This window comes from Pseudarthrobacter adonitolis (assembly GCF_055412845.1).
The window spans coordinates 14,335-33,283 of the sequence record NZ_JBVAYW010000013.1; the positions used below are offsets into that span (position 1 = coordinate 14,335).

Consider the following 18,949-nt stretch of genomic DNA (forward strand, 5'->3'; position numbering starts at 1 on the left):
GCTTAACCTGTCAGTAGCCTGACGCCGCTGTCCGGATCATTTCCCCGGCCGGGGTGGCCAGATACCAGACGTCGTTGACGCCCTGCCCCAGGATGTCGCCGGGATTCTTGTCCTGCTGGTAGTAGTACAGCGGCAGTCCATTCAGAGTCACCTGCTTGGCCCTGTCCGGCGTCGTGATCGTCCCGAGCGTGCCGGTGACCCCTTCAGCGGCCGGCGTGGCTGCGGTGGGGGAGCCAGGTCCTCGATGAACTGGCCGCCCGGCGTCGTAAATTACGACGGCGGTGGGCGGCGGTGGGCGGCGCTGGTGGGCGCCGTCGCCGCCGCGTGCCTTGCCTTGGGCCTGACCGCGGGGCCGCTGCTCAGCCGGCCGCCGGCGCCGGACGCCAGCTACTCGGTCCAGTCCGGCAACGGACTGCAGTTCAGCATCGACCTCGCCCGGAAAACGTGGGGCACCGAGCTGGCCGTGAACGGCAGCAAACTGCCGCTGGACGGGACCCTCTCGCTCTGGATCCGGGACCGCGACGGCGGCGAGGACCGGGCGTGTGCCTGGACGGCCACGCCCAGCGGAAGGGTGAAGGTCATGGGCGCGACGCCGGTTCAGCTGGCCAGCATCGCCAGCCTGGAGCTGCGGGATGACACCCAGCAGGCAGTTGCTGTGATCACGGAGTTTGGAGGGCGCGGAACTCGGCCACCAGCCCGGGGTTCTCGCAGGCCCGGGCAAACGCTTCGATCCTCTTGTTGATCTCACGGCCCAGGAGCCAGGCGCCCATCCGCTCCGCCACCGGCCGCAACCAGGCCGGGCGGCACGAAAAGGTGTACTTCCAGACGGCGCGGGTGCCGCCGTCGTCCGCGGTGAAACGCCAGCCTCCGCCGAAATTCGTGAAGAACCACGGTCCGGTCACCATGGTCATGCCCACGTTCTTGGGTGGCGCATACGAAACGTATTCGCTCACCATTACCAGGCCCAGGCGGGACACGGTCCGTGTCCGGACGCCCTTTCCGGCGGACGTTGCGCTGTTCAAGAAACCTTGGGCAGAGATGAACGGGTCCCATTTGAGCCGGAACGCACCGATGGTCTGGGAGAGGGCAAAGACTGTCTCCGGATCGAGGCGGATGTGGCGTTCTGCGCGTACCTGGGGCATGGACCCACCCTAACTGGGGGCGGGGTATTCCGGGCCGGTCCCGGCGAAGGTGCCAGCCCTACATCTTGGCCAAGCGCGACCGGACCACCATGAACATGCCGTAGCAGATGAGACCGGCACCCACGGCGGCCAGTAAATACACGCCGAAGGGCTGGTCGCGCAGGGCCCTGAGTCCGCCGTCCAGGCCTGTGGATTCATCCGGATGGGCGCGCAGGGTGGCGATGGTGATGAGCATCCCGGTCAGCAGCAGGACTATGCCCTTGGCGATGTAGCCGGTGACGCCCAGTACTGTGACGGCTGTCCGGGCGGAGGGAGAGGCGGGCATCGTCAGCTGTTTCTCGAAGGTCTTCTTGATGCCGCGGATGGCGTAAATGATCCCGGTGATGGCCATGCCCAGTCCCACGAGGACCAGCAGAGCTACGCCGCCGGGGGCCTTCATGACAGCGACGGTGAGGTCGCTCGCGGATTGCTGGTTGTCTCCTCCGGACCCGGTGCCCATGGCGAAGCCGGCCAGGGTCACCGCGAGCCCGGCAAACACCACGGCCTGCGCGGCCGCTTTAGCCTTCTTGCCGGTCTTTTCCTTGGTGGGCAGCCGGTTGTAGTCGAAGACGGCATCGCTGACCTGCCAGAGGGCAAGGCCCGCGCAGGCGGCGAAGCTGGACCACAGGAGGAACGTCCCGGCGGGCTGGCTGGCCAGTTCGGACACAGCTCCGCTGAAGTCAGCATTCCCGGAGCCGCCCATGGCGAGGCGGATGGCGATGGCCCCCACCAGGAAGTGTAGGAGGCCGCTCGCTGCGAAACCCGCCCTCGCCAGCAGCTCCAAGGCGCGCGAGTTGGTGACGTCCTCCGCCGTGTCGGCGGCCTGCCTGAGTTCTCTTTTGATGACGGTTCCTTCGGCCAGCGCCGCTGAGGCGCAGATTTGCGTGCCCCCACACAATCCCCATGGTGCCACGCCAAGCGAGCCGCGAACAGTCCCGATGTTCTCGTCCCGTACCATCCCGAACCTGGTGACTGGCTCGGGGCTCCCGCGATGGGGAGTGTTCCCCATCGCGGGAGACTTGCCGCCGTGCAACGATATGTCCAGCGATAGATCTAACTCTTATTACTCCCGGGGAGACACCATGACTTTTTACGGCGCGGACGTCAGCCAGCTGCGGGAGCTGGCGAAGGCCGTTGACAAAGCGGCAGCGCTGCTCAGCAGCCGGGCCAGCTCCCTGCAGGGCCAGATCCAGGCCGCGCCATGGAAGGGCACCGACGGCGAGCTGTTCCGGCAGGACTGGTCCGGCAACCACCGTCCCAGCCTGGAGCGGGTGGCATCCAGCCTTCGCCACAACTCCAAGCTGCTCCTGCAGCACGCAAACGAACAGGAACAGTCCTCTGCCGAGACCGGTGGCGGCAGCGGTGGCGGGTCCAGTGCCTTGGGCAGGCTCAAGGACCTGGGCAGCCGCGCGAAGAACTGGCTGGAGGAACAGGCAGAGAAAGCAGCAGCGGCCGAGGCCCACCGCCAGGAGCTGAAGCAGGGCCTGGATGACATGCTCAAGGCCAGCCCGGAAGACCAGGCCAAGTGGTGGGCCGGCCTGTCCGAAGCGGACCGGAAGTACCTGATCGAAGGCGAAGACGAGAACGGCCCGTTCGCTGAGGACCTCATGCGGATGGACGGCGGTATTCCCCAGTCTGCCCAAGATCAGGCAAGTGCCCACCTTAGGGAACTCGCCAAGACGGAAACTCCCGTGTACACGGAAGTCGGCAAGGCCTCCCTTGACGCCCGGGTTGCCTGGTTCCACGCCGGCGCGGAGGTTGGCGCAGCGGTGGTGGAGAATGCAGACGGTTCGGCCACCATGAAGATCTATGGAAACGTGGGCGTGGGAGTGAACGACACCACCGGCACGGCCGGGGTTACGCTCAACGGGGAGGCCTCGCGCGAGTTCAAATTCGGCAGCCTGGAAGAGGCCATGGCCGCCCGCAACCAGATGTACACGGATCTCCCGCCGGACAGCGTCGGAGAGATCAAGGATGTGGCCGGCAACCCGCCGGGTTACATCCTGGACACGATCAACAATGCTGCGGACGACAACGGCTCCACCGGCCACGACGACAAAGCCAAGGGAACCCTCTCCTTCGAAGCCAAGGGCGAAGCCGGCCCCGCTTCGGGCTCGGCGAAGCTGGATCTTGCCTACGAGCGGAACATGACGGACGGCACGGCAAAGGCCACCGGCGAGGTGTCGGCGCAGGGCAAGCTGGACCTTGACGGCAAGGTGTTCGAGGCCTCGGGGAAGAGCGGCCTGGAAGTCAATCTGGATAAGTACGGCAGCATGGAATCGATCGCCGTATCCATGGAGGGCACGCTTGGGGCGGGCGTCACCGCGGGTCCCGACCTCCAGGGCGCCAAGGCTGAGTCCAGCGTGACAGTAGGTGCGCAGGGCAGCGTGAAGATCGATGTTGAGTATTCGCCGGAGAACGCCGCCGTGATCGACAGCTACCTGCGCAACGTGGCATTGGGAGACACAGTTGCGGCCGGCAAAGACGCCGCCAAACTCTACGAAGCAGGGTCTGCCACCGTCCAGGAGAACCGCGTGGCGACAGCGTCCAACGAGTTCGGCATTGACCTCAAGGCCGGCGAGGTGGAGGTCAAAACGGAGAACCAAGCAACCACCAACGTGTCTACGTACTATAAGGTCCCGAACGACACGAACCTCGAAAAGCTCTGACGTCCCATGCCGAATCCATCCCACAGACCTTTCCCCGCAGTTCTTGCGGCACCATATTGGGCACTACCGCCAGCCAGCCCGGCCAAGACTTACCGCTAAGGAGCAACCATGTCAGTGCACATCGAATCCCCCTTGGGGTTCACGGCAGACTTCCCCGAGCACACCCAGGTTCTGGAGGACTCCGCCGCCGGGCCAAACACCGAGCAGTATGGCCTGCTGGGAGGGGTTCTGGTCACAGTCATCAAGGATGACTCCTCGGTCACCGATGCCCCGCAGGCCAACGGCTGGGCACACCTCATGTCCGGCTTCTACCTTGAAGACCGCGCAGGGACCCTCCTGACCGAAGGCGAACTGAACCTTCCCGGCAAGTCCTCGTACGCCGTCGTGGTTGGATACACGGATCACTCGGGTGAGGCCAGAGTCGCGGCAACTGTCGGTGTCTGGGAGAACAACCGGTTCATCGGTGTTGTGGTGATCTGGCCGTACACGAACCCGGAGATCGAGCCGCGGCTGGGGATGCTCAAAGAGATCGTCGCCTCCATCAGCGTGAGCTGACCCCACCTGGGTAGCAGTGGGTGTCGTTACGAGGGCTCGTAACGACACCCACTGCTACCAGTTTTCGAGGCTCAGCGCCGGCGGTAGCAGAGGTCGAAGATCAGCCGGCCGGCCTCGTGGGCCTTCGCCTCGAAACTCGTGCGGATCCGGCCTTCAAAGCGTGGCGCCCAGCCGCCCGTTTCATCCACGCCCTCGTTGGGGCCGGTGTGCGCGGTGCTCACCGGCGCCCGGCCTTCGCGGACGGGCGCGCCGCCCACCAAAGTTTCGACGCCGGATTGCCACACCTGGGTGAGCGGGCTTTCGGGTCCGTGGCGCTCGCCGGTGTGGAGGTTTTCGAAGTCCGGCGAGTCCGCGAGGACGTCGCGGACATGGACGGCGTAGTTGGACCAGTCCGTGGCGACCCGCCACAGGCCGCCCTTGGTGAGTGCCCGTGCTGCCAGTTCGGCAAACTCCGGCTGGATGAGGCGGCGTTTGTGGTGCCTTGACTTGTGCCAGGGATCGGGGAAAAACACCCACAGCTCGCTGACTGAACCTTCCGGCAGCATGGTGGCGAGGACCTCAGGCGCGTTGGCTTCCACCACCCGGACGTTGTTCAACCCGCGGCTGTTGATCTTGATGATGGTGTTGGCCAGGCCCGGAGTGTACACCTCCACGGCCAGGAAATCCGTGTCCGGGTTCTCCTCGGCGGCGTGGCAGATGGCATCGCCCAGCCCCGAACCGATTTCCACAATCAGCGGTGCTTTGCGGCCGAACTCTGCTTCGGCGTTGAACGTGTAGTCCGGGTGGACCGAGGTGTTGGCGACGTGCCGGGGAACGTCCAGGGCCCACCGGTCCGCGTGCTCTTCCCAGGCCGTCTGGCGGCGCCCCTGCAGGCGGGTTCCGCGGCGCACAAAGCTCACCGGCCTGCCACCGTAAGTGCCGAAAGACGCCTGGGATCCGGGCGTCACCGGGCGCGGGACACGCGGAGGCTGGGGAGATTCTGGGGATTCGCTCATCCCCTCCAGAATACCCGGGCCCGCGCCCACGGTTCGGACCCTGCCGGTGCACCCCTGAGGGCAGCAAGCGCCAGCATCACGGACAGGAAGCCGAAGAGCAACGGCAGGCTCCAAAGCACAAGCGGCGCAATCCAGGGCCGATCCGATGGTCCCTCGTCGGGGTACGTCAACAATGTGGCCAAGGTAGCAGGATAGGCCGTCATGACCACGCCGAAGGGAGCGCTGATCGCAAACACCAGGCTGGTGGTACCTTCGCCGGCGCTGCCGTGCCTGCGGTTGCATTGAAGCCTGACAGAATGGGTCCCGTGACCCGTGCTGACAACGTTGACGTGCCTGGATTGCTGGTCGACGCCGAAATCGACGACATCACCCCAGCGGCCCCGACGCGCCTTCCGGGGCAAGCCGGCAGCGGACCGGAGAGCCCGCGGAGCAGCCGCCGGGCCCTGGCCTACCTTGGACTCTGCCTGGTGCTCATCGGGCTGAACCTCCGTACGGTTTTCTCCAGTTTCGCCGCGGTTCTTCCGGAGATCACGTCCGACGCCGGCCTACCGGGCTGGGCCGTCGTGGTGCTCACCACCGTGCCCGTCACGCTCCTGGGTGTTTTCGCGCCGCTGGCCCCTGTCCTGGCCCGCCGGTTTGGCGCCGAACGCGTCCTGCTCGGCGGCATGGCAGTGCTCACGGCAGGGCTGCTGCTGCGGCCCGCGGACATCGGCGGCCTGGTGCCCGGTGCCGGCCACCTCCCAACCTTGCTGGCGGGAACTGCTGCCTGCGGTGCCGCCATTGCCCTGTGCAACGTGCTGCTGCCAGGGCTGGTGAAGCGCGATTTCCCGCACCGGCTGGGCCTCATGGGCGGACTGTACACCACGGCCATCTGCGCCTCCGCCGCCCTCGGAGCCGGCTTTACCTACCCCGTCTTCACGGCGACGGGGGAGTGGACCTCGGCGTTATGGTTCTGGGCGGTTCCTGCCGCCGTCGTACTTTTGCTGTTCCTTCCGGTGGCGCTGCGCCAGCATCCCGTCCGGCACCAGGCCGGCAATCTCGGCGTCAACGTGTGGCGTTCGGCGGTGGCGTGGCAGGTGACCATCTTTATGGTGCTGCAGGCCATGATGTCCTTCAGCGTCTTTGCCTGGCTGGCGCCGATCCTGCGCGAGCGCGGCGTGGACGGCGGCACGGCAGGCCTGATGGTCTCAATTTCGATCGTGCTTCAGATGCTGGGCTCGCTGTTTGCCCCGGCGCTGGCGGCGAGGTTCCGTGACCAACGGGCCATCAACGTGGTGGTGGCGCTGATGACTGGCGGCGGGTTCGCGCTGAGCATCTTCGGACCTCTGGACCTCATCTGGGTGTGGACCGGGTTGCTGGGGCTGGGGCAGGGAGGCCTCACCGCGGTGGCACTGACCATGATCCTGCTGCGGACCCGCGACGGGCACACCGCCGCGCACCTGTCCGGGATGATGCAGGGCGTAGGCTACGGCCTGGGTTCCACCGGCACGCTGATGGTCGGCCAGCTGCACCAGGCCACGGGATCGTTCACTGCCGCAGGGATGCTGTTCCTGGTGGTGGGCTCGCTGGCTGCGGTGTTCGGCTACCGTGCGGGGCGGAACCGGTACATCGGCGGCTCCAACCGATCGGGCGGATAACGTGCACGATTCCGCCCTGCCGGCTACGCATCCCGCCGCCCCAGCCGGGATCCTGCATCGACCGTACCTGTGGGTGACCATCGGCGCGTGTGCCCTGGTGTTCCTCGCGGCGTTCGAATCCCTCGCGGTGACCACCATCATGCCGGTTGTCAGCCGCGAGCTCGACGGCGCCAGCCTATATGCGCTGGCTTTCGCCGGTCCGCTGGCCACCGGCGTGATCGGCATGGTGGCGGCAGGAAACTGGTCGGACCGCCGCGGACCAACCGTCCCCCTGTATGCCTCCGTGGCCCTGTTCGTGCTGGGCCTAATCATTGCGGGCACGGCCGTGTCCATGCCCATGATGGTTGCCGGCCGCCTGGTGCAGGGCCTCGGCGGCGGAGCGCTGACGGTTGCGCTCTACGTGGTGGTGGCCCGCGTCTACCCGGCCGTCCTGCACCCGGGGATCTTCGCCGCCTTTTCCGCCGCGTGGGTGATCCCGTCCCTGGTGGGCCCGTTCGCGGCCGGCATCGTGGCGGAAGTCCTGAGCTGGCACTGGGTGTTCCTGGGCGTGGTGGGGCTGGTGGTTCCCGCCGTGGTGATGATTGTTCCTGTGCTCCGCGGCATCGACCGGCCGTCTGAGCGGGCCGCAGTCCCGCCCTGGGCGCTGGGCCGGCTGGCCTGGGCTGCGCTCGCCGCGCTCGCTGTGCTGGGGCTTAACCTCTCCGCCGGAGTCACTATCGCGGGCATTCCCGCAGCCCCGGCACTCCTGGCCGTCGCGGCCGTCGTGATTGCCCTCGTGGCCGTGCGGCCGCTGGTGCCCCGTGGAACACTGCTCGCCCGCCGCGGCCTGCCCAGCGTGATCCTGACCCGCGGCCTGGCGTCCGCCGCGTTCTTCGGCGCCGAGGTCTACCTGCCGTACCTGCTGATCGAGGAGTACCAGTTCCCGCCGACGTTCGCCGGCCTGGCACTCACCGGAGGCGCGTTGTCATGGGCAGCCGCTGCCGCCATCCAGGGCCGCCTCGGCACCCGGCTGCAGCACCAGGCGGCGGTGCGCATCGGGTCAGCGCTGGTGCTGGGAGCCATTCTCCTCACGTTGGCGACGTCGGCGCTCCACTGGCCCGCCGCCGTCGCGATTGCCGGCTGGCTCTTCGCCGGCGGCGGCATGGGTCTGCTGTATCCGAGGCTCAGCGTGATGACGCTCGCCATGTCCACCAAGGAAAACGAAGGCTTCAACAGCTCGGCAATGTCCATTTCGGACTCGCTGGGCGGGGCGCTGGCGCTCGCCGCCACGGGCATCGTGTTCGCGGCATTTACGACGACGGCGGAATCGTTCGCGGGGGTTTTCGCACTGACGGCGGTGGTGGCGGTCGCCGCGGTTGCCGCGGCGCCGCGGGTTTCGCGCTGACCCCGGAGTTATTGTCCAGATCATTCGAGCTGCGCGCCCCGGAAGGAGCGTTATCTGGACAAAAACTCAAGCCAGGCGGGTGGCGCGTAGTACTGTATCGCCGATGATGGCCTCCTCGCCGTCCGGGCCTGTTGCCGAGCGCTCGCGCGTAGTGTTGACCTCCAGCTGCCAGTGACGCGAGTCCAGGCCGAGCTCCGCCACGAGCTGCGCCGGGGTGTAGAACATCTCCGGTCTGGTGTGGTTTCCCCACGGCGGCAGGCGGTCCGGATGATGGCCGACGATCAGCAGCGTGCCGCCTGGCTTGACCGCCGCAGCCGCCGTCCGCAGCGGGCCCTGCCACGCCAGATGCGGGGAATGCAGGAACTGGGAGGACACCAGATCGAAGGTTGCCGGGGGCTGCCACTCCTCCAGATCACACTGTTCCCAGTGGATGCGGCTGGGAATTTCACCCGCTCCCGCGGCGTGCACGCTCTCCCGGGCCAGGGCAGCCTTTTCGTGGACGAGCGCCCGTTCCAGGGCGACGGCGGAAACGTCGACGGCGGTAACGGTCCAGCCCTGCTGGGCAAGCCAGATGGCGTCGGCCCCTTCGCCGCAGCCCAGGTCCAGTGCCTTGCCCGGCCTCAGTCCCGCGCCTTCGCGCAGCAACTGGGGGTTTGGCTTGCCGCTCCAGAATTTCGGCTTGCTCCGGTACCTTTCGTCCCACGCCTCGGCGGCACTGCGGTGCGGTGCATCCCCAAGCCGGGCGCCGCCGTCGTCAGTTGTGTGGTGGTGGTCCGCACCCTGTTGAGTCATGTCTCAAGCCTGCCCTTGCCCGGCTTCGAAGGCAACGGTCTGGTTCGCCTCCTACCCGGAATCAGGGCTGCCCTCGCGGGGATGGTACGCTTATGGGACTTGATGTGCAGTGATGCCCGTTCGTCCCTCTATTTGGGAAGCGGGTTTTTTCATGTGAGAGGCACATCCTGCGTCGATGAACGCGTTCCATTTGGTCCCAGCCGCCGCCCTGATTTGGGCAGCAGCACGGTTGATCACCTGACTTTTCTTCGGCGAAACCCTTGAGCCAACCGGCATCGGGGGCCGATATCCGCACGGATACCGCCTGAAAGACCTTGCATATATGACTACTTTTGCTGCCCTCGGCACGCCCAAAGAACTTGCCGACACCCTCACCGCCCAGGGAATTGTTGAGCCGTTCCCCATCCAGGTCAAGACCCTCCCGGACACCCTGGCCGGACGCGACGTCCTGGGCCGCGGGCGCACCGGCTCCGGCAAGACCATCGCTTTCGCCATCCCGCTTGTAGCACGACTCGCTGAGCGGGAAGCCAAGCACTTCCGCAAGCCCGGCCGCCCCATGGGCCTGGTGCTCGCACCGACCCGCGAGCTGGCCACCCAGATCAACGCCACCATCGAGCCGATGGCCAAGGCCATGGGCCTGACCACCACCGTGATCTACGGCGGCATCTCCCAGGCCCGCCAGGAAAAGGCACTGCGCGCCGGGGTCGACATCGTCATCGCCTGCCCGGGCCGCCTGGAGGACCTGATCCGCCAGCGCATCCTGACCCTCGAAGGTGTCGAGATCACCGTCCTGGACGAGGCCGACCACATGGCCGACCTCGGCTTCCTCCCGGTGGTCAAGAAGCTCATGGACATGACCCCGAGCCAGGGCCAGCGCCTGCTGTTCTCCGCCACCCTGGACAACGGCGTGGACAAGATCGTCCAGCGCTACCTGTCCAACCCGCTGACCCACGCCGTGGACGAATCACAGGCCGCCGTGACCACCATGGAGCACCACGTCCTGGTGGTCAACGACCAGACGGTCAAGAAGCAGCTGATCGTTGAGCTCGCCTCGGGTTCCGGCCGTCGCGTCCTCTTTATGCGGACCAAGCACCACGCCCGCAAGCTGGCCAAGACCCTGACCGACGCCGGGATCCCCGCCGTCGATCTGCACGGCAACCTCTCGCAGAACGCCCGTGACCGCAACCTGGCCGAGTTTTCCTCCGGTGACGTCCGCGTCCTGGTGGCCACCGACGTCGCAGCCCGCGGCGTCCACGTGGATGACGTCGAACTGGTGATCCACGTGGATCCGCCCACAGAGCACAAGGCATACCTCCACCGCTCAGGCCGTACGGCCCGCGCCGGTTCGGACGGCACCGTTGTCACGCTGACCCTCCCGGAGCAGCAGTCCGACGTCAAGAAGCTGATGAAGGCTGCCGGCGTCGAGGTTAACTTCGAGCGTGTTACCGCCAACTCCCCGCTGGTTGCTGAACTTGTGGGCGACATGGCCGACAAGATCGATCCGCGCACCCGCGCCGCTCTGCTGGCCAAGAAGTCCGCACAGCAGGGTGGCGGCACCTCCACGGGTGCCAACGCCGAGCGCAAGCGCGCCCGCCGCAGCCAGGATGCACCCACCGCGGGTGGCCGTGGCGGCCGAGGCGGACGCGGACGCGTCGCAGCCGAGGCTCCCCGCACCGATCTGCCCCGCGCCGAGCGCCGCGCTGTTGCCTACGAAGGCCGCACCGAGGCACGGGCAGCATTTGACCGTGTAGCTGAGCAGAACGAGGACCGCGCCATTGCAGCAGCAACTGCTCGCCGCAATTCCCGCGGCCGCGGCGCTACAGCCTCGACGCACCGCAACGACGTCCCCGCAGCAGGTGGCCGTGCAGCGGCTGGCCGCGGTTCAGACGGTCGCGCGGATTCACGCGTTACCCGCAGCGATGCTCCCCGTGGCGGCACCGGCCGCCCGGCTACCACCGGCGGACAGCGTGGCGGACGTCCGGCAACGGGCCAGCGCGCAGCCGGAGCACGCACTGCAGGCGCCGGTGCAGGTGCAGGTGCCCGCACGGGTGGGTCCGGCCAGCGCGCCGGAGCCTCCACGGGTAACTCGGGCAACGGCGGCAACGCCGGCAACAAGGCTGTTTGGTCCTCCAACACCGGTGGCACGTCCGGTGGCTCGTACGCCGATAACGGTGGCGGCAGTGGCCGTCCGGCACGCAGCGGTCCCCGCCGCGCGTCGGCTCCGGCCTCGAACGAACGCCGCAGCCGCTAAAGTCCCTTAACCACCATCGAGTGCTCCGTAACCGCCGTTTAGAAGGTTCATAACGGCAGTTACGGAGCACTCGATGAGTTAAGCCCTACCAGCCGCGGGCGCGCCACTCCTCCAGGTGCGGGCGTTCCGCACCCAGGGTGGTGGGGCTGCCGTGGCCCGGGTGTACCAAGGTGTCATCCGGGTAGGCCTCGAACAATCGCGCGATGACATCGTCCAGCAGCGACGTGAACCGCTCAGGGTCCTTCTGGGTGTTGCCCACGCCGCCCGGGAACAATGAGTCCCCGCTGAAAATGTGGGCCGGCCCTTCCGGGTCCTGGTACACAAACGCGATAGAGCCCGGGGTATGGCCGCGCAGGTGCACGGCGGTGAGCTCGAAGCCGTCCACGGCGCAGGTATCCCCATGCTCCAGGATCCGGTCCACGGGTACTGGCAGCGCCTCGGCGTCGTCCTTTCCGGCAACGGTTGGCGCAGCGGTCGCTTCCACCAACGCCGGCAGTGCGCGGACGTGGTCCCAATGCTGGTGCGTCGTTGCAATCTGCACCAGCTTGGGCGTGGCCGCAGTATCCGCGGCCGAGTCCGCCAGCATCGCCTGGATGGCCGGAAGGTCGTCCGCGGCATCAATCAGCAGCTGTGCTCCGCTGGCCTTCGCGGTCAGCAGGTACACGTTGTTGTTCATCTCGCTGACGGAGATGCTGCGGATGGTGATGTCGCGGAGGTCGTGAATGAGCGTGTCCATGGGCTTCAGTCTATTCACGCCCCTGAGACACCCAGTTGGGGTCCGCCGAGCGGGAGCCGACGACGGCGTCCGCAGCCTGGTCCAATGCGTCGAGTTGCGCCGGGGTGAGGTCCAGGGACAGGGCGCCCAGGTTCTCGTCGATCCGGTGCGTCTTGCGCGTGCCGGGGATGGGGACCACGGCGAGTCCCAGCCGTTTGCCCTGCTCCAGTAGCCACGCGAGTGCAACCTGGGCGGGCGTAGCGGACAGCTCTGCTGCCACCGACCGCACGGCCGCCACGACTCCCTGGTTCGCGTCAAAGGCGTCCGCGGCGAACCGCGGGATCCGGCGTCGGAAGTCGTTGGCTCCCAGGCTTGAAGCGTCCACCGTGCCGGTGAGGAATCCTCGGCCCAGTGGCGAATACGGCACAAAACCCACACCCAGGCTGGCCGCGGCCGGAACTACGTTGCGTTCCACGTCGCGGCTCCAGATGGACCATTCGCTTTGGACCGCGGCAATGGGGTGCACGGAGTGGGCTTCGGCCAGCTCCTGCGCGGTCACCTCTGACAGGCCAAGGTGTTTGACCTTGCCCTGCTGCACCAGCCCCGCCATGGACTCCACGGTTTCCGCAATCGGAACGCGGAGGTCACGGCGGTGCATGTAGTAGAGGTCGATCACGTCCGTGCCAAGCCGCTTCAGGCTGGCGTCGACGGCCTGCCGGACGTACGCGGCATCTCCCCGGATATCCGTATAGCCATCAGCCGGCGAGCCCACCAGGGAAAACTTGGTGGCGAGCTGCACTTCGGCCCGGCGCTCCTTGAGCAGTTGCGCGATGAGTTGCTCGTTGCTGCCTCCGCCGTAGATGTCCGCGGTGTCAATGAAGCTGACGCCGGCGTCCACGGCATGGTGCAACGTTTTTAGAGCCTCGTGCGGGTCGACCTCGCCGTAGACCGGGGTGAGGGCCATGCCGCCGAAACCCAGCGGGCTGACGTTGAGGCCGTCGCCGAGGTGTACCAATGGTGCCGTCATGAGCGCTCCGTTCCTTGTGGATTCGTGTCCCAGCCAAGAACCCCACGGCGGGCCGCGGTATTCCTAGCTCTGAGGCTTCGCTGTACCGGCAGCTGATTCTCCCCGGCTTTCGCACGCGCGGGTGGGATTCCGACGGCGCGTCGCCCGGACACGCCGTCGGCAGTCCTCAGAGGTGGGGAGACTCAGCGGGGGCAGCGTCGGAAGCGGCAGCGGAGGGGGCTACCGCTGGTGTGGCTGGCAGCGCCTTGAGCCCCGCCGCGCAGCCCACAATCCCGGCGATGAACAGCACCTTCAACAGGTTGAAGGGTTCGACGCCGGTGGCCATGGCCCAGCCCACCGTCAAGGCAGCCCCGATCCCCACCCAGACGGCGTAGGCGGTGCCGAGGGGGATGCTGCGGATGGCCAGGCCCAGGCCAATCATGCTGAGGGTGGCCGTTATGCCGAAAACAAGAGTGGGCAGGGGCCGGGTGAAGCCGTCGGACTGGCCCAAGGCGGTGGCCCAGACGGCTTCCAGCACGGCGGAGGCCAGCAGCATCAGCCAGGCAGCGGAACGCTTGTTCATCACGCCACCACCTTCAGGCCAACCACGCACGCGGCGATGCCGGTGAGCAGCAGGAGGCGCGCCGTCGTCGGACGTTCCGCCTTGGTGATGATCGCGTAGGCGGAGGTCAGCACCACGCCCACGCCCACCCACACGGCGTAGGCGGTGCCGGTGGGGATGGACTGCATGGCGATGGCGAGGCCGGCCATGCTCGCGAGGACGGAGACCAGGAAGAGGAGCGCGGGGGCGAGCCTGCGCCGGCCGGAGGCTTGGAACGTCCGGTGCAGAGCTGCGGCCCAGACGGCCTCCAGTGCCCCGGAAAGAATTAGAATTAACCACGACATGACAGATCCTTTGGCCAGTCTTGTCGCGTGCCGGGTACTGAACCGTCGTCCGGAGGGTCCTGTGCGGAGCCTTGATACCAGCTTAGCAACGCCCGACGGCGGATGGCCGGGTTGGTGGCCAACCTCACCGCCGGCGGGCGCGGCGGGTTTCTAGAGCGCGCCGCCGGCAGTTTCCGGGGCGGAGGAGTCGCGGCCTCCGTTGCCCACGGTTTCGCGGGCGATGAAGTTTTCGATGTCGAACAGGTTGTCCGCGCGCTCGGCGATGTTCAGGAGGGTGGTCATGGCGGCAACCTCCTCCACCTGCTCCTTGAGGAACCAGAGCATGAACTGCTCGCCCAGGGCGTCGTCCTCGGTGCGGGCCGCACGGAACAGCGCCTCGATCGCGGCCGTCACTTCCTTCTCCTGCTCCAGCGCCAGGGCCAGCGGCTCGGTCACGGAGGAGAACTCGTTGCGCACGGTGGGGACGCCCGGGATGGTGAACTCGATGTCGCGGTCCAGCATGTACTGCACCATCATCATGGCGTGGTTCCGCTCTTCCACCGACTGCCGGTAGAAGTAACGGGCCAGCTGCGGGAGGTCCTGGTTGGCGAACCAGGTGGCCACGGCAATGTACTGCTGCGAGGCCGCGAACTCGTTGCCGATCTGGGTGGACAGGAGTGCATTAAAGGGTGTGGAGGTCATAGCCCGAGTCTAGGAGCGCCCCGCGCGGCTGACCAGTGTGGAAAGGCTCAGATAACGTAGGCGAGGCTGGCCTGCAGGGCTGGATCAGGCAGTCACGCGGTCGATCGAAACCACGGCCAGGAAGCCGCGGCCCAGGATTTCGGGCGTCCGGTTATCGGAACCGACGACGGCGTCATACCGGCTGAGTGCCTCGGGCTCCCCGGGCGCGGGGGCAGCTTCGTCGCCGTCGGCGTCGGCAGTGGTCGCGGCTTCCGCGCTGACGCTGAGGTTGCCGGCGCTGACGCTGCCCTGGCCCTGGAGCAGCACCGCGAGCTGGCCCTCAAAGACCGGGTGCGCGCGCTTTTTGGAGAGCTCGATGATGGACGTGAAGCCCCTGAATGAACCGGTCCGGGTGATGACATTCAGGTCGCGGATGTCCCCGGTGGGCAGAGCCCCATGCGCGGCAGCCTCGCCGGAGAACCTGAACGGCCGGTACTTTTCCAGCGGGTGTTCGGCGCCGTCCACGGTGAGAAGGAGCAGCTCGCCGTCGATCACGGTCAGCACGCGTTCCATGCCCGGGAACGCCGAGAAATCCCCGGCCTTGCTGACGTCGGCGATGCTGACGCGCCAGTCCCAGGCGCCGTCCTGCGCCGAGGCGGCCTTCGGGTGGCTGGCAAGCTCCCGGGTCACCCCGCCGCCGTTGCGCCACGGTTCGGACCTGAGTTCTGCGAAGCGGATGATCTCCATCGGACCAGCCTAGTTTGTTTGGGAGTCCCCGCCACGCGTGGCATGCTGGGCGAATGCGCCAGGGGATCACCGACGAACAGAGCCGGCTGCTGACATCCTGGCTTGGGGAATTCAGCGTGGTGCAGGATTACTCCTGGCCCCTGCAGGACACCAATGTCCTCCACGTTGCCACATCGCCGGACGAAGAATTCATCGTCAAGGCGAGCACCACAAGCCACCATATCCACCGCGAGATCGCCGCCCATGCCGGCGGGTTCGAAGGGCTCCACCGCCGGGTCCCAGCGTTGCGGCATGCCTCGGCGGAGGCCGGGATCCTGGTGACGGAATTCCTGCCGGGGACCCTGGTCGAGGGGACACCGGCCGAGGATGATCCGGAAACCTACCGCCAGGCGGGGGAGCTGCTGGCGAGGATTCACCGGCCAGCCGGGGTCTCGCCCACCTATGCAACAGCCCTCACGGCAAAGACCCGGGCATGGATGGACCGTGCCCACGAGCTGCTGCCGGAATCGCAACTCGACAGCCTCGCACAGGAACTGGATGCCCTCCACCCGGGCGTGGTGCAGCTCGTGGCAACGCACGGCGATTACCAGCCGAGGAACTGGCTGCAGGACAACGGTCAGATCAAGGTGATCGACTTTGGCCGTGCTGAACCGCGTCCGTGGGTGCACGATCTGGTGCGGCTCAGCCATCAGCAGTTCGTCCACCGGCCCGACCTGGCGGACGCGTTCCATGCGGGCCTGGGCAAAACGGTGGGCCCGGCGGACGCGGACGTGTGGCGGCTGGAGAACCTGAACCAGGCCATCGGCACGGTGGTGTGGGCCAACCAGGTGGGGGACACAGCCTTCGCCCAGGCCGGGCGGGAAATGGTGGACCGCGTCCTGTCCGGCCGCTGAAAGATCTGCGTCACATCAGCACACGGGACTCTTCCCTGCTAATCTCCTCCCGGGGGACATCACGAAGACAGCCTGAAGGAGCCGGGAATGTTCGTCAAAGTCTGTGGTCTCAGTACGCCCGAATCCGTCCGTGAAGCAATAGACGCCGGGGCGGACGCCGTCGGGTTTGTCCTCACCGCGAGCCCGCGGGTGGTCTCGCCGTCGCAGGTTTCCGCGCTGCTGGCCGACGTGCCAGCCACCGTGACCGCCGTCGGCGTTTTCCGGCATGAACCTGTCGCCGATGCCATTGCCATCGCCCGATCCGCCGGACTCGAGTGGGTCCAACTCCACGGGGACCTCACCCCGGAGGACGTCACAACAGTGCACGACGCCGGCATGAAGCTGATCAGGGCCGTCACCATGGCAGCCACTGCGGACGCGTTCGCCGACTGGGGCGAGGAAATCCTGTTGATTGATGCCGCCGTGCCCGGGTCCGGACAGGCCTGGGACTACGCCTCCATGGTGGACGTGACGGCGCTCCAGGACCGCCACTGGCTACTGGCCGGCGGACTGGATCCCCACAACGTTGACCAGGCTGCCGCAGCGGCAGGCGCCTGGGGCGTGGACGTCTCCTCCGGCGTCGAGGTTTCCCGCGGTGTGAAGGACCTGGAGAAGATCCGGGCCTTCGTAAAGGCCGCCAAAGGCTGAGGCCCAGTCCAAGTTTCAGGGGTAATCAGGGCAGACCCCTACGTTTTTGTCAGACCCCGCGGGGCACAATGGACAGATGAAGACACTGCTCAACATCATCTGGCTGGTATTTGGCGGACTCTGGCTCGCTCTGGGCTACTTCCTGGCCGGCATCATCTGCTGCCTGCTGATCGTCACCATCCCGTGGGGCATCGCGTCGTTCCGCATTGCCGCATACACGCTCTGGCCGTTCGGGCGCATGGTGGTGGACAAGCCGGGCGGAACGGGCGTGTTCTCACTCCTGGGGAATGTCATCTGGCTGGTGGTGGCCGGCATCTGGATCGCGATCGCCCACGTGCTCACGGCCATTGCCATGGCGGTCACCATCATCGGCATCCCGCTGGCCATCGCCAACCTCAAGCTCATCCCGGTCAGCCTGATGCCGCTGGGCAAGCAGATCGTTCCCACCAACAGCCCGTTCGTTACCGCATATCGTTAGCCAGCGGCGTTCCCGGAAGTTCCGTTAAACCCGGGGACCAGCCCTTGTGCTTCGAGCTCTTCTGACCGCAGCGCCCGCAGCACACAGAACTCATTGCCGTCCGGGTCAGCCATGACCACCCACGTGACTTCAGGTCCCTGGCCGACGGAAACGCGCGACGCGCCCAAGGCTTCCAGCCGCTGCACTTCCTCGGCCTGGTCCCCAGGCCGGAGGTCCAGGTGCATCCTGTTCTTGAGCTCTTTCCGCTCAGGCACTTTTAGGAACAGCAGGTCCGGGCTGACGCCGTCGGCAGGGCTGCCTGCTGGCGGCTCCAGCACGATTTCGTCTTCCACCTCGTAGGTGCGGCGCCAGCCCAGGGCCTTCTCCCAGAAATCGGCTGGCACTTTGGGGTCGGTTGAATCGATGCTGACGGCTTGGATGCGCAGGTTCATCCGAGCAGTCTTACACCGGCCGGGTCGCTCGTAAAGGTTCCTGGCGGTTGCGCGAAGAGTCAGGCCAGCTCGCCCTGCAGGTTCCGTCGGGCGGCGTCGAGCCACAGCTCCCGTGCGCGGTCGCTGTGGAACAAAGGGTCCAGTCCCAGCAGATGACGGACGACGGCGGCGCGGCCGGCTGCGAAGTCGGCGTCGCCGATGTGCGCGTAGTCTTCCCGGACGGCGGCCGCGTACCGGGCGTACGGCTCAGGTTCGCCGCCGAGGACTGACAGGTCCGCGTCGCAGAGGAGGGCGCCGTCGTCGTCCCCTGATTCCGGGCGGTGGTCCGACGTCAGCCTGACCAGCCGGACCACTTCCTCGACATCCGAAGCCGGGAGCCCCGCGTCCGCCAGGCGCTCCTCGGCGAGACGGGCCGATTCCTCCTCGTCCTGGCCGGTGATCCCGCGGTATACGGCATCGTGGAACCAGGCGGCGAGCAGCACTGTCCGCGGCGGATCGTCGGGGTCCGCGAGCAGGTCCAAAGCCTCCAAAACTGCCAGCAGGTGTGTGCAGCCGTGATACCGGCGGTGGTCCTCGCTCCAGCGGTCCAGCAGGTCCAGGAAGAGGGCGTCGTGGCCGGGCATGATGGCTTCCCAGCGGTTCAGCAGCGGCACCTTGAGGGACTTGTTGCGCTGCCGGGCCGGGATGCGCAGCCCGCTGGCGATCAGCTTGCGGACCAGGATCCGGGCCTCCACCGGGATGGCGCCCGCGGCCACGAGGTCATCGTACCGGCGCTCCGGGACGTCGTAATGGTCGCCGTCGAACGCCCGGTCCGATATGCCCGCCGCCGCGGCGAAGGCGTGCAGCTCAGCCAGCGAGGTGTCCGAGATGAGGTGGGAAAAATGCGTGCCGTGGGCCGGCCACAGCGGCGGATCCAGGTAAATCGCCATGGGGGAAGTCTAGTGCGGCCGTGGTCTGCGCCG

22 protein-coding genes and 1 riboswitch are annotated in these 18,949 nt (G+C 67.0%); of the genes, 9 read left to right on the plus strand and 13 right to left on the minus strand.

The genetic code is table 11. From position 1 onward, the window contains the following. Positions 1-10: 10 nt before the first annotated feature. Positions 11-271: a COG4315 family predicted lipoprotein gene (locus tag ACZYZ4_RS13295; protein WP_463861724.1), complete on the minus strand. Its 261-nt coding sequence runs from the start codon at positions 269-271 to the stop codon at positions 11-13. Between ACZYZ4_RS13295 and ACZYZ4_RS13300 the strand changes: the two genes are divergently transcribed. Further along, a complete protein-coding gene (locus ACZYZ4_RS13300) occupies positions 245-742 on the plus strand; it encodes a hypothetical protein (protein ID WP_463861734.1) in 498 nt (165 codons plus the stop codon). The genes ACZYZ4_RS13295 and ACZYZ4_RS13300 overlap by 27 nt on opposite strands. Here ACZYZ4_RS13300 and ACZYZ4_RS13305 read toward each other — a convergent pair. Further along, positions 660-1,142, minus strand: coding sequence for a type II toxin-antitoxin system RatA family toxin (locus ACZYZ4_RS13305; protein ID WP_463861575.1), 483 nt, complete (start codon positions 1,140-1,142; stop codon positions 660-662). The genes ACZYZ4_RS13300 and ACZYZ4_RS13305 overlap by 83 nt on opposite strands. 58 nt (positions 1,143-1,200) lie before the next feature. Beyond that, the gene (locus ACZYZ4_RS13310) at positions 1,201-2,043 is read right to left on the minus strand and encodes a DUF1206 domain-containing protein (protein WP_463861726.1); all 843 of its coding nucleotides are present in this window, start codon (positions 2,041-2,043) and stop codon (positions 1,201-1,203) included. Between the two features lie 220 nt (positions 2,044-2,263). Here ACZYZ4_RS13310 and ACZYZ4_RS13315 point away from each other — a divergent pair, with 220 nt between their 5' ends. Next, entirely contained in the window at positions 2,264-3,850 is a 1,587-nt protein-coding gene (locus ACZYZ4_RS13315) for a hypothetical protein (RefSeq protein ID WP_463861577.1), read from the plus strand. Positions 3,851-3,958: 108 nt separating this feature from the next. Next, complete coding sequence (locus ACZYZ4_RS13320) at positions 3,959-4,405, plus strand: hypothetical protein (RefSeq protein ID WP_463861579.1); 447 nt, start codon at positions 3,959-3,961, stop codon at positions 4,403-4,405. A 71-nt stretch (positions 4,406-4,476) separates the two neighbouring features. On the opposite strand, the gene trmB is transcribed toward ACZYZ4_RS13320, so the two are convergent. Then, on the minus strand, positions 4,477-5,400 hold the full coding sequence (gene trmB, locus ACZYZ4_RS13325; RefSeq protein WP_463861581.1) for a tRNA (guanosine(46)-N7)-methyltransferase TrmB: 924 nt from the start codon (positions 5,398-5,400) through the stop codon (positions 4,477-4,479). A gap of 296 nt (positions 5,401-5,696) precedes the next feature. Between trmB and ACZYZ4_RS13330 the strand changes: the two genes are divergently transcribed. Both ACZYZ4_RS13330 and ACZYZ4_RS13335 read left to right on the plus strand, forming a co-directional pair. Then, on the plus strand, positions 5,697-7,037 hold the full coding sequence (locus ACZYZ4_RS13330; protein WP_463861583.1) for an MFS transporter: 1,341 nt from the start codon (positions 5,697-5,699) through the stop codon (positions 7,035-7,037). A gap of 1 nt (position 7,038) precedes the next feature. After that, positions 7,039-8,421 (plus strand): MFS transporter, encoded by a 1,383-nt coding sequence (locus tag ACZYZ4_RS13335; RefSeq protein WP_463861585.1) that lies wholly within the window; start codon positions 7,039-7,041, stop codon positions 8,419-8,421. Positions 8,422-8,487: 66 nt separating this feature from the next. On the opposite strand, the gene ACZYZ4_RS13340 is transcribed toward ACZYZ4_RS13335, so the two are convergent. After that, positions 8,488-9,213 (minus strand): SAM-dependent methyltransferase, encoded by a 726-nt coding sequence (locus tag ACZYZ4_RS13340; RefSeq protein WP_463861587.1) that lies wholly within the window; start codon positions 9,211-9,213, stop codon positions 8,488-8,490. Positions 9,214-9,535: 322 nt separating this feature from the next. On the opposite strand from ACZYZ4_RS13340, the gene ACZYZ4_RS13345 reads away from it, so the two are divergent. Next, positions 9,536-11,464, plus strand: a complete 1,929-nt coding sequence (locus ACZYZ4_RS13345; protein WP_463861589.1) for a DEAD/DEAH box helicase — start codon at positions 9,536-9,538, stop codon at positions 11,462-11,464. Positions 11,465-11,549: 85 nt separating this feature from the next. Here ACZYZ4_RS13345 and ACZYZ4_RS13350 read toward each other — a convergent pair whose 3' ends face one another. The 6 genes from ACZYZ4_RS13350 to ACZYZ4_RS13375 all read right to left on the minus strand — a co-directional run bounded on the left by ACZYZ4_RS13350 (position 11,550) and on the right by ACZYZ4_RS13375 (position 15,498). Further along, the gene (locus ACZYZ4_RS13350) at positions 11,550-12,200 is read right to left on the minus strand and encodes an MBL fold metallo-hydrolase (protein ID WP_463861591.1); all 651 of its coding nucleotides are present in this window, start codon (positions 12,198-12,200) and stop codon (positions 11,550-11,552) included. A gap of 10 nt (positions 12,201-12,210) precedes the next feature. Further along, positions 12,211-13,206 (minus strand): aldo/keto reductase, encoded by a 996-nt coding sequence (locus ACZYZ4_RS13355; RefSeq protein ID WP_463861593.1) that lies wholly within the window; start codon positions 13,204-13,206, stop codon positions 12,211-12,213. 166 nt (positions 13,207-13,372) lie between these two features. Further along, positions 13,373-13,768, minus strand: coding sequence for a DMT family transporter (locus tag ACZYZ4_RS13360; RefSeq protein ID WP_463861595.1), 396 nt, complete (start codon positions 13,766-13,768; stop codon positions 13,373-13,375). After that, positions 13,768-14,091, minus strand: a complete 324-nt coding sequence (locus ACZYZ4_RS13365; RefSeq protein WP_248763758.1) for a DMT family transporter — start codon at positions 14,089-14,091, stop codon at positions 13,768-13,770. Before ACZYZ4_RS13365 ends, ACZYZ4_RS13360 begins: the two co-directional genes overlap by 1 nt. A gap of 9 nt (positions 14,092-14,100) precedes the next feature. Next, positions 14,101-14,166: riboswitch (guanidine-III (ykkC-III) riboswitch) on the minus strand. 75 nt (positions 14,167-14,241) lie between these two features. Further along, positions 14,242-14,772, minus strand: coding sequence for a ferritin (locus tag ACZYZ4_RS13370; RefSeq protein WP_463861597.1), 531 nt, complete (start codon positions 14,770-14,772; stop codon positions 14,242-14,244). A gap of 84 nt (positions 14,773-14,856) precedes the next feature. Continuing rightward, entirely contained in the window at positions 14,857-15,498 is a 642-nt protein-coding gene (locus ACZYZ4_RS13375; RefSeq protein WP_463861599.1) for a HutD/Ves family protein, read from the minus strand. Between the two features lie 53 nt (positions 15,499-15,551). Here ACZYZ4_RS13375 and ACZYZ4_RS13380 point away from each other — a divergent pair, with 53 nt between their 5' ends. The 3 genes from ACZYZ4_RS13380 (at position 15,552) to ACZYZ4_RS13390 (ending at position 17,556) form a co-directional block, all read left to right on the plus strand. After that, positions 15,552-16,391 carry an aminoglycoside phosphotransferase family protein gene (locus ACZYZ4_RS13380; protein ID WP_463861601.1) on the plus strand — a complete coding sequence of 280 codons (840 nt, stop codon included), beginning with the start codon at positions 15,552-15,554 and terminating at the stop codon, positions 16,389-16,391. A gap of 87 nt (positions 16,392-16,478) precedes the next feature. Next, positions 16,479-17,078, plus strand: coding sequence for a phosphoribosylanthranilate isomerase (locus ACZYZ4_RS13385; RefSeq protein WP_463861602.1), 600 nt, complete (start codon positions 16,479-16,481; stop codon positions 17,076-17,078). A gap of 76 nt (positions 17,079-17,154) precedes the next feature. Next, positions 17,155-17,556, plus strand: coding sequence for a YccF domain-containing protein (locus tag ACZYZ4_RS13390; protein WP_463861604.1), 402 nt, complete (start codon positions 17,155-17,157; stop codon positions 17,554-17,556). Here ACZYZ4_RS13390 and ACZYZ4_RS13395 read toward each other — a convergent pair. Further along, a complete protein-coding gene (locus tag ACZYZ4_RS13395; RefSeq protein ID WP_463861606.1) occupies positions 17,553-17,987 on the minus strand; it encodes a VOC family protein in 435 nt (144 codons plus the stop codon). The genes ACZYZ4_RS13390 and ACZYZ4_RS13395 overlap by 4 nt on opposite strands. Before the next feature lie 59 nt (positions 17,988-18,046). After that, a complete protein-coding gene (locus ACZYZ4_RS13400; RefSeq protein ID WP_463861607.1) occupies positions 18,047-18,916 on the minus strand; it encodes a DUF4031 domain-containing protein in 870 nt (289 codons plus the stop codon). Positions 18,917-18,949: the final 33 nt, after the last annotated feature.

Excerpts from the sequence above, each read along its gene's own strand:
- ACZYZ4_RS13375 (WP_463861599.1), bottom strand. The coding sequence starts at position 15,498 with ATGGAGATCATCCGCTTCGCAGAACTCAGGTCCGAACCGTGGCGCAAC.
- ACZYZ4_RS13365 (WP_248763758.1), bottom strand. The coding sequence starts at position 14,091 with ATGTCGTGGTTAATTCTAATTCTTTCCGGGGCACTGGAGGCCGTCTGG.
- ACZYZ4_RS13380 (WP_463861601.1), top strand. The coding sequence starts at position 15,552 with ATGCGCCAGGGGATCACCGACGAACAGAGCCGGCTGCTGACATCCTGG.
- trmB (WP_463861581.1), bottom strand. The coding sequence starts at position 5,400 with ATGAGCGAATCCCCAGAATCTCCCCAGCCTCCGCGTGTCCCGCGCCCG.
- ACZYZ4_RS13305 (WP_463861575.1), bottom strand. The coding sequence starts at position 1,142 with ATGCCCCAGGTACGCGCAGAACGCCACATCCGCCTCGATCCGGAGACA.
- ACZYZ4_RS13360 (WP_463861595.1), bottom strand. The coding sequence starts at position 13,768 with ATGAACAAGCGTTCCGCTGCCTGGCTGATGCTGCTGGCCTCCGCCGTG.
- ACZYZ4_RS13340 (WP_463861587.1), bottom strand. The coding sequence starts at position 9,213 with ATGACTCAACAGGGTGCGGACCACCACCACACAACTGACGACGGCGGC.
- ACZYZ4_RS13315 (WP_463861577.1), top strand. The coding sequence starts at position 2,264 with ATGACTTTTTACGGCGCGGACGTCAGCCAGCTGCGGGAGCTGGCGAAG.
- ACZYZ4_RS13395 (WP_463861606.1), bottom strand. The coding sequence starts at position 17,987 with ATGAACCTGCGCATCCAAGCCGTCAGCATCGATTCAACCGACCCCAAA.
- ACZYZ4_RS13370 (WP_463861597.1), bottom strand. The coding sequence starts at position 14,772 with ATGACCTCCACACCCTTTAATGCACTCCTGTCCACCCAGATCGGCAAC.
- ACZYZ4_RS13330 (WP_463861583.1), top strand. The coding sequence starts at position 5,697 with ATGGGTCCCGTGACCCGTGCTGACAACGTTGACGTGCCTGGATTGCTG.
- ACZYZ4_RS13320 (WP_463861579.1), top strand. The coding sequence starts at position 3,959 with ATGTCAGTGCACATCGAATCCCCCTTGGGGTTCACGGCAGACTTCCCC.
- ACZYZ4_RS13390 (WP_463861604.1), top strand. The coding sequence starts at position 17,155 with ATGAAGACACTGCTCAACATCATCTGGCTGGTATTTGGCGGACTCTGG.
- ACZYZ4_RS13350 (WP_463861591.1), bottom strand. The coding sequence starts at position 12,200 with ATGGACACGCTCATTCACGACCTCCGCGACATCACCATCCGCAGCATC.
- ACZYZ4_RS13385 (WP_463861602.1), top strand. The coding sequence starts at position 16,479 with ATGTTCGTCAAAGTCTGTGGTCTCAGTACGCCCGAATCCGTCCGTGAA.
- ACZYZ4_RS13400 (WP_463861607.1), bottom strand. The coding sequence starts at position 18,916 with ATGGCGATTTACCTGGATCCGCCGCTGTGGCCGGCCCACGGCACGCAT.
- ACZYZ4_RS13355 (WP_463861593.1), bottom strand. The coding sequence starts at position 13,206 with ATGACGGCACCATTGGTACACCTCGGCGACGGCCTCAACGTCAGCCCG.
- ACZYZ4_RS13345 (WP_463861589.1), top strand. The coding sequence starts at position 9,536 with ATGACTACTTTTGCTGCCCTCGGCACGCCCAAAGAACTTGCCGACACC.
- ACZYZ4_RS13300 (WP_463861734.1), top strand. The coding sequence starts at position 245 with ATGAACTGGCCGCCCGGCGTCGTAAATTACGACGGCGGTGGGCGGCGG.